Below are 6738 nucleotides of genomic sequence, written 5' to 3'. Positions count from 1 at the left end.
TAGCTACTGAACCTATTAAATATTTTACAGCTCCTGAAAATAGGGATTTAGGTATTGTTAAATCTATCCGAAAGCCATTCAAGAAATTGATTATCGATCCCTTCCCAGATCGAGTGAACAGGGAAGGGTCATTCTTTTTTGGTAACTGTTCAAGGGGGGTACGAAGTCAATGGGTTTGAGCCATCACTGAGGCGGAAAAATGGCTAATAAGCACCAAATAATGTCTTGAGATCGCTTGAAACCTGCATTCTCTGATTACCTCATGAACAGTTACCTTTTTTGAGCCATCCGCTCAACCCTGCTTGACAACTGCACTTGCGCCTTAACTTGTCACGAATCGGGTCTCCCGCCCAGTTGTCAAAAAAGGTGAGACAAGACAGGGGAAACCCCTGCTCCCGCACTTTTCGCTACGCGGACTAGATAATCAGTACAGCTTTAGGCGGACTTCGCATCATGAGCCACGATTTCAATCGTTGGCGGGATTAGAACGGAGCTGTATCGTTGGCTTTGTCAGATTGCAACTGTTGTCAACTGTCGAAGCCGATCTCAGTTGAGGTGCCTCAAATCTATTTGCCGAGTAATTTAACGACCCCAATCCCGCCAAAATATAGAGCTAAAACTGCACCTGCTAATAAACTTTGAGTGAGCGGATCTGTAGAAGGTGTAACGACTGCACCAACGACCATCGAGCCTACTACCACACTCTTCCAACCAGATAGCATCAACTCAGAAGAGAGAATACCCAGTAGGGATAATATAATCTGGACGACAGGTAGTTCAAATAATAATCCTGTCGCAAATAATAAAACTAGCACAAACTCAAAATAGCGATCGATCGACCAAGCTTGTTCGACGACATTTTCGCCATAACCAATTAAAAAATTGAGCGCGGCGGGAATCAGTGCATAGTAAGCAAAGGCGATCCCCGCCACAAATAGCACCGACGAACCAACCACCACTGGCAACACCAACTGTCGTTCGCGCCGCGTCAAGCCTGGAATCACAAATTGGATGATTTGATAGAGGACTACCGGACTGGCAACGAGTAGGCCGCAATAACCAGCTACTTTCACCGAGACAAAAAAGTATTCGCCTGGAGCCAGTTGGAGAAATTTGATGCCAATGGCTGGAATTTCTAGCACTTGGACGATCTGTTTGGCATAGACAAAACAGCCCGTGGCTCCGAGCGCGACCGCAATTATCGCGTAGAAAATCCGCTGGCGCAACTCTTCCAAATGGTCGAAAAAAGACATTTCCATGTCGGACTGGAGTTCGTCATTACTACCAGCCAGATCGGGATCGGGCGACCATAGTGCAGTACTCAGTTCGCGATCGGACTGAAGATCGGTATTTACTTCTGAAGTCATCGAAAGAACTTGTTGCTGTTTCCTCTAATTATAGGAGAAGTGTAAGAGTTATAACGATCCTCGCCGAGTTGACAGCAGCTTTGACACTACCATGTTCGATCTAGGCTGAAAAATACTCAGTAGTTTCAGCCTAGAGCCATCGAAACTACTCATCGCCTGAGTCAGATCGCAGATGACCAGAATATTAATTTTAGGTGGCTATTAATTGCCGATTACTGTTCATAGGTAACGTTTTCAATCTACTTCTAGACCGATTTGGGGATCGCCACCTTTGCGTATTGGGTGTGCGATCGATGATAATTAAGGATCGTTAACCAAATCTCCTGTATAGCCCGGTGAATAACCTGAGTACTGTCTCCGATACCAAGCGTAATTTCTACTCCAAACATACCCGCCCAATTAATTCGATTTATCGGCGGGTAGTAGAAGAATTAATGGTAGAAATGCACTTGCTTTCTACTAATGTTGATTTTGCCTACGATCCAATTTACGCATTGGGTGTAGTTAGTAGCTTCGACAGGTTTATGGCAAGCTATCGCCCCGAAACTGATAAACAATCGATCTTTGTCGCTCTGTGTGAATCAATGGGTGGCAATGCCGAGCAGTCCCGCAAAGATGCTGCTGAAGTTCAAGAATTTGCCCGCACTATGCAGGAGCAAGATATTGTTAATTGGCTGGCTCATCCGACTACTGATGGGAGCGGGGCACAATTAGCCAGTGCAATAGGCTCGATCGTCAGTAACCCTAAATTTAAATATAGTCGCTTATTTGGGATCGGTTTATTTACGATCCTCGAACAAGCTGCACCAGAGCTACTCAAAGATGAGAAAAAACGCCAAGATGCGATCTTGCAAATTGGTGAAGCGATGCACCTACCAACAGAAAAAGTGCAAAAAGATCTAGATACCTATCGTAGCAATTTGGATAAACTCGTCCAAATGGAAGCGGTAATGTCCGACTTGGCAGAAGCCGAGCGCAAAAAACGTGAAAAACGGGCACAGGAGAAAGTAGCCGCTGCTACTCCTGCGGCTACTGCTCCTAGTGAATCCCAGGGATAGGGGATCGGGGATCGGGAAGAGTCTTAATTCATTCCTGATGTCCTTAATCAATTAGGAATCTCATCCCTATTTGCGGATCGATGCCATCAGTGGTAACACGAGATCTGCTAATTCTGACTGATTGACAATCAGGCATGGCATGGCATAGCTCCCATAATTTCGACCCACAACCGCAGGGAAAGTCGGTTCAGCTCTCAACGATCGCCACGACCCCCCAGCAGCGTGGACGATCGCCCAGACTGCCGCTAGATCCCAAATTTTGGGTGTTGCTTCCACCCCACCCAAACTCGCTCCAGCCGCAACTGCCAAAAAATTGTAAGTTGCTACCCCTAACATCCGAATTTTACAGGGAAATCCTGGCTGCCAGACCTGGATACTCCGAGCGCACAAACTGAAAAAATGATTGCTACTAGGTCGATCCTCGCTGACGTGAATCGAGCGATTATTTAAATAAGCACCAGTCGGCAGATCCAATCCGGTATCACCCGCCCAATAGCCGTAGAAAGTTTGACTCACAGGCGGAAAATATACATAGCCAAAGACAGGCATTCCCTCATACAGTAACCCGATCGAGATCCCCCAGAGCGGGATCCCGCGTGTAAAATTTGTCGTTCCATCCAGTGGATCGATTACCCACGTCCACCGAGCATCAGTAAACCCATGTTCGTTCTCCTCACTGAGAATGGCATGATCTGGGAACACCTTGAGAATACTCGATCGAATCTCATTATCCGCCCATCGATCGGACTGAGTAACTAAACTTCCATCGGCTTTTTCCAATCCTTGGACGCGCCCAAAGTCTAGCAGCAATTGTGCCCCGACTCTGTCAGCGGTAGTACTGGCAAGATCTAATACTCGATTCCAAAATTCCATCATGATTTGTTAGGGGTTAGGAAATAATGTTTGGTAATAAATGATGCTCGATCGCCTCTTGCCATAATACATATTTATCTAGAAACAACTCAGTCGATCGAGCCAATTCTCCACAAAATTGTGTTCGTTGACGCGCATATTCAGATGTCGATCGGCTAAAATGCGGGAAATGACGATCGTTAACCAGCAAACATTAGAGCCAGTATGTTGCTAATGTAGTGATAGGTAGAGATGCCATAGTAATGGCGTAACTACAATTTAGAATCTTTTGGCGATATATCCAGAGCGATTTCATTGGCGTTGGTAAGAGCCTAACCTGGGGCACAACCGCCGGATCGAGAGCATCGATAGCCCATTACTTATTGGAGTAAATATCAACCATGTCACCTACAGCCAAAAATCCCTTACTAGAGATCGAGCAAGAATACGGACAAAGTATTTGGATGGATAACTTGAGCCGCGATCTGCTCACATCCGGCGAACTCGCCGAACTCGTCACCACCCGTGGCGTATTGGGGATCACTTCCAACCCCGCAATTTTTGAAAAAGCGATCGGTGGTAATGCTATTTATGACACCGAAATTGTCACTGGTATCAAAGCAGGTAAATCCCTCAACGACATTTACGAATCATTAATATTTACAGATATTCGTCACGCCTGTGACATCTTACTCCCCGTCTACGAACAAACCAACGGCATCGATGGCTACGTCAGTATCGAAGTCCCGCCGACAATTGCCGCAGATACCAAAAGTACCATCAGCGAAGCCCGACGGTACCACGGACAGATCGATCGTCCCAACGTGATGATCAAGATTCCTGGCACTCCAGAAGGCTTACCAGCCGTCGAAGAGATGATTAGTGAAGGCATCAGCATCAACGTTACCCTGCTGTTTTCAGTCGCAAGCTACGTAGAGTCAGCTTGGGCATACATCCGTGGCTTAGAAGCCCGCGCCGCCAAAGGCGAAGACATCAGTAATATCTCCTCAGTTGCCAGCTTCTTCTTGAGTCGGATCGACACCAATATCGACGCTAAACTAGACCAGCTACTGAAAGATCTCACTGACACCACCAAAACCGAAAAAATCTCCGCCCTCAAAGGCAAAATCGCGATCGCCAACGCCAAAGTCGCCTATCAAGAATACAAGAAAATCATCGCCACCGATCGCTGGCAACAACTAGCCGCCAAAGGTGCCCGCGTGCAACGCCTACTCTGGGCGAGTACAGGTACCAAAGATCCTAGCTACAGCGATGTCATGTACGTTGATGGACTAGTCGGTGCAGATACCGTCAACACCTTACCACCAAACACGATCGAAGCCTGCGCCGATCATTGCGATCCCGCCAGTCGGCTCGAAGCCGGAGTCGATGAAGCGTACCGCCTCATCGCCAGCCTCAAAGATCCCGACGTCAACATCGATCTCGATAGCGTCATGGACGAACTCCTAATTGATGGGATCGACAAATTTGTCAAACCCTTCGACTCGCTGATGAAATCTTTAGATGGTAAAGTGAAAGCGTTGATGCCAGTATAGATATGAATAGTGAGTAGTGTTGGTGGTTTGGATCGATCGGCGACAGACTGCGAGGCGAAGTGAATTGATAATCAATGTAGATCGATTTCAATAGGAGCCATTTGCACATCTTTAAAGACAATCTCGATCGACTAATCTTCAAAAAGATCGATCGAGAAATTCCCAACTCAGTTTTCCTCAGATCGACCATTACCCTACTAGCAAGCATATCTCCAGACTAAGCACCACATTGTGAATTACCGTCAGACCCACCACGATTCACATAAATCGAACCTTTTGAGGGGGTTTGGGGTTTCCATAACTACAAAACTAATCAGCTAATTCGAGTTCCAAGCATCTGTTACCAAGAAAAATAATGATCGATCTACTCGAAAACCCCTTTCGCCTCGGACTCAGACAAGAGCGCGTCCCCGAACCCCAAATCCTGACCATCTTCGGAGCCTCCGGCGACCTTACCCATCGGAAACTGATCCCCGCATTGTATCAGATGCGACTCGATCGCCGATTACCTCCCGAAATTACGATCGTCGGTGTAGCCCGTCGTGACTGGAGCCACGAATACTTCCGCGAACACTCCAAAAAAGGGATCGAAGAATTCGGCAACGGCATTCAAGACGAAACCGCTTGGTCAGAATTTGCCAAAGGCTTGTATTATTGCTCCGGCGACATCGACAAACCCGAAAGCTACCAAAAACTCAAAGCCTTCCTCAGCGAAATCGATACCGAACGCCGCACCCTCGGCAATCGAGTCTATTACCTCTCCGTCGCCCCCAACTTCTTTCCTGAGGCCATCAAACAGCTAGGGAGTGCTGGATTACTTAGCGATATCCAAAAACATCGCCTGATGATCGAAAAACCGTTTGGTCGCGATCTCCCCTCCGCCCGCGTCCTCAATCGTGTAGTGCGAGAGCATTGTCACGAAAGCCAAGTGTATCGGATCGACCACTACCTGGGCAAAGAAACCGTCCAAAACTTGATGGTGTTGCGATTTGCCAATGCCATCTTTGAACCCCTCTGGAATCGCAATTATATCGATCATATCCAGATCACCGTCGCCGAAACCGTCGGTGTCGAAGATCGGGCGGGATACTACGAATCCGCTGGCGCACTGCGAGACATGATCCAAAACCATTTGATGCAGGTATTTTGTCTCACCGCGATGGAACCGCCCAACTCCCTCGATGCTGACTCGATTCGGACTGAAAAAGTCAAAGTCTTGGAAGCTACCCGCCTCGCTGATGTCAATAATCTTAGTCGATCGGCAATTCGGGGACAATATCAAGCAGGCTGGATGAAAGGCGACCAAGTTCCTGGCTATCGCGAAGAACCAGGTGTCGCTCCCGAATCGGTTACTTCAAGTTTTGTGGCTATGAAATTTATGGTCGATAACTGGCGGTGGAAAGATGTGCCTTTTTATCTGCGAACTGGGAAACGTTTGCCTAAAAAAGTCTCTGAAATCGCCGTACAGTTCAAAGAAGTGCCGTGGTTGATCTTCCAATCAGCTTCCCGTCAAGCCAATCCCAATGTGCTGACAGTACAGATTTATCCGAATGAAGGGATCTCACTTCAATTTGAAGCAAAAATGCCTGGAGCAGATCTCCGCACCCGTACGGAGAATATGGACTTTAACTACCAAGAAGCCTTTGGCGTGAAATCTTCTGATGCTTACGACAGGTTATTGATCGATTGTATGCTCGGCGATCAAACTTTATTTACCCGCTCTGATGAGGTTGAAGAGGCATGGCGGATTGTCACTCCCGCGCTGTCAGATTGGGAAGCTAATACCAATCCCGATTCGGTTTCATTGTATGAAGCGGGTACTTGGGGGCCACTAGCCGCTGAGGATCTGATCAACGATGATGGCAGGAAGTGGCATCGCTCTTAAATTAGATGGTAGTGAGTAGG

Annotated in this window: 6 protein-coding genes; 3 read left to right on the top strand and 3 right to left on the bottom strand. The window is 47.4% G+C overall.

Annotated elements, in window-relative coordinates; genetic code table 11:
• Nucleotides 1-566: 566 nt before the first annotated feature.
• Complete coding sequence (gene tatC / locus ACEW9J_RS01535) at nucleotides 567-1367, bottom strand: twin-arginine translocase subunit TatC (RefSeq protein WP_373543391.1); 801 nt, start codon at nucleotides 1365-1367, stop codon at nucleotides 567-569.
• A 335-nt stretch (nucleotides 1368-1702) separates the two neighbouring features.
• On the opposite strand from tatC, the gene psb29 reads away from it, so the two are divergent.
• The gene (psb29, locus tag ACEW9J_RS01530; protein ID WP_373543390.1) at nucleotides 1703-2425 is read left to right on the top strand and encodes a photosystem II biogenesis protein Psp29; all 723 of its coding nucleotides are present in this window, start codon (nucleotides 1703-1705) and stop codon (nucleotides 2423-2425) included.
• A gap of 66 nt (nucleotides 2426-2491) precedes the next feature.
• Here the strand turns inward: psb29 and ACEW9J_RS01525 are convergent, their stop codons facing one another.
• Together ACEW9J_RS01525 and ACEW9J_RS01520 are read right to left on the bottom strand one after the other, a co-directional pair.
• Complete coding sequence (locus ACEW9J_RS01525) at nucleotides 2492-3301, bottom strand: inositol monophosphatase family protein (protein WP_373543389.1); 810 nt, start codon at nucleotides 3299-3301, stop codon at nucleotides 2492-2494.
• Between the two features lie 13 nt (nucleotides 3302-3314).
• A complete protein-coding gene (locus tag ACEW9J_RS01520) occupies nucleotides 3315-3488 on the bottom strand; it encodes a hypothetical protein (RefSeq protein ID WP_373543388.1) in 174 nt (57 codons plus the stop codon).
• Nucleotides 3489-3678: 190 nt separating this feature from the next.
• On the opposite strand from ACEW9J_RS01520, the gene tal reads away from it, so the two are divergent.
• Nucleotides 3679-4833 (top strand): transaldolase, encoded by a 1155-nt coding sequence (gene tal / locus ACEW9J_RS01515; RefSeq protein ID WP_373543387.1) that lies wholly within the window; start codon nucleotides 3679-3681, stop codon nucleotides 4831-4833.
• 355 nt (nucleotides 4834-5188) lie between these two features.
• Nucleotides 5189-6718: a glucose-6-phosphate dehydrogenase gene (gene zwf / locus ACEW9J_RS01510; protein WP_373543386.1), complete on the top strand. Its 1530-nt coding sequence runs from the start codon at nucleotides 5189-5191 to the stop codon at nucleotides 6716-6718.
• Nucleotides 6719-6738: the final 20 nt, after the last annotated feature.

The organism is Chamaesiphon sp., assembly GCF_041737865.1.
Taxonomy (GTDB): Bacteria; Cyanobacteriota; Cyanobacteriia; order Cyanobacteriales; family Chamaesiphonaceae; genus Chamaesiphon.
The sequence above is the reverse complement of the archived record's forward strand: the minus strand, read 5'-3'. Positions and strand labels throughout refer to the sequence as shown.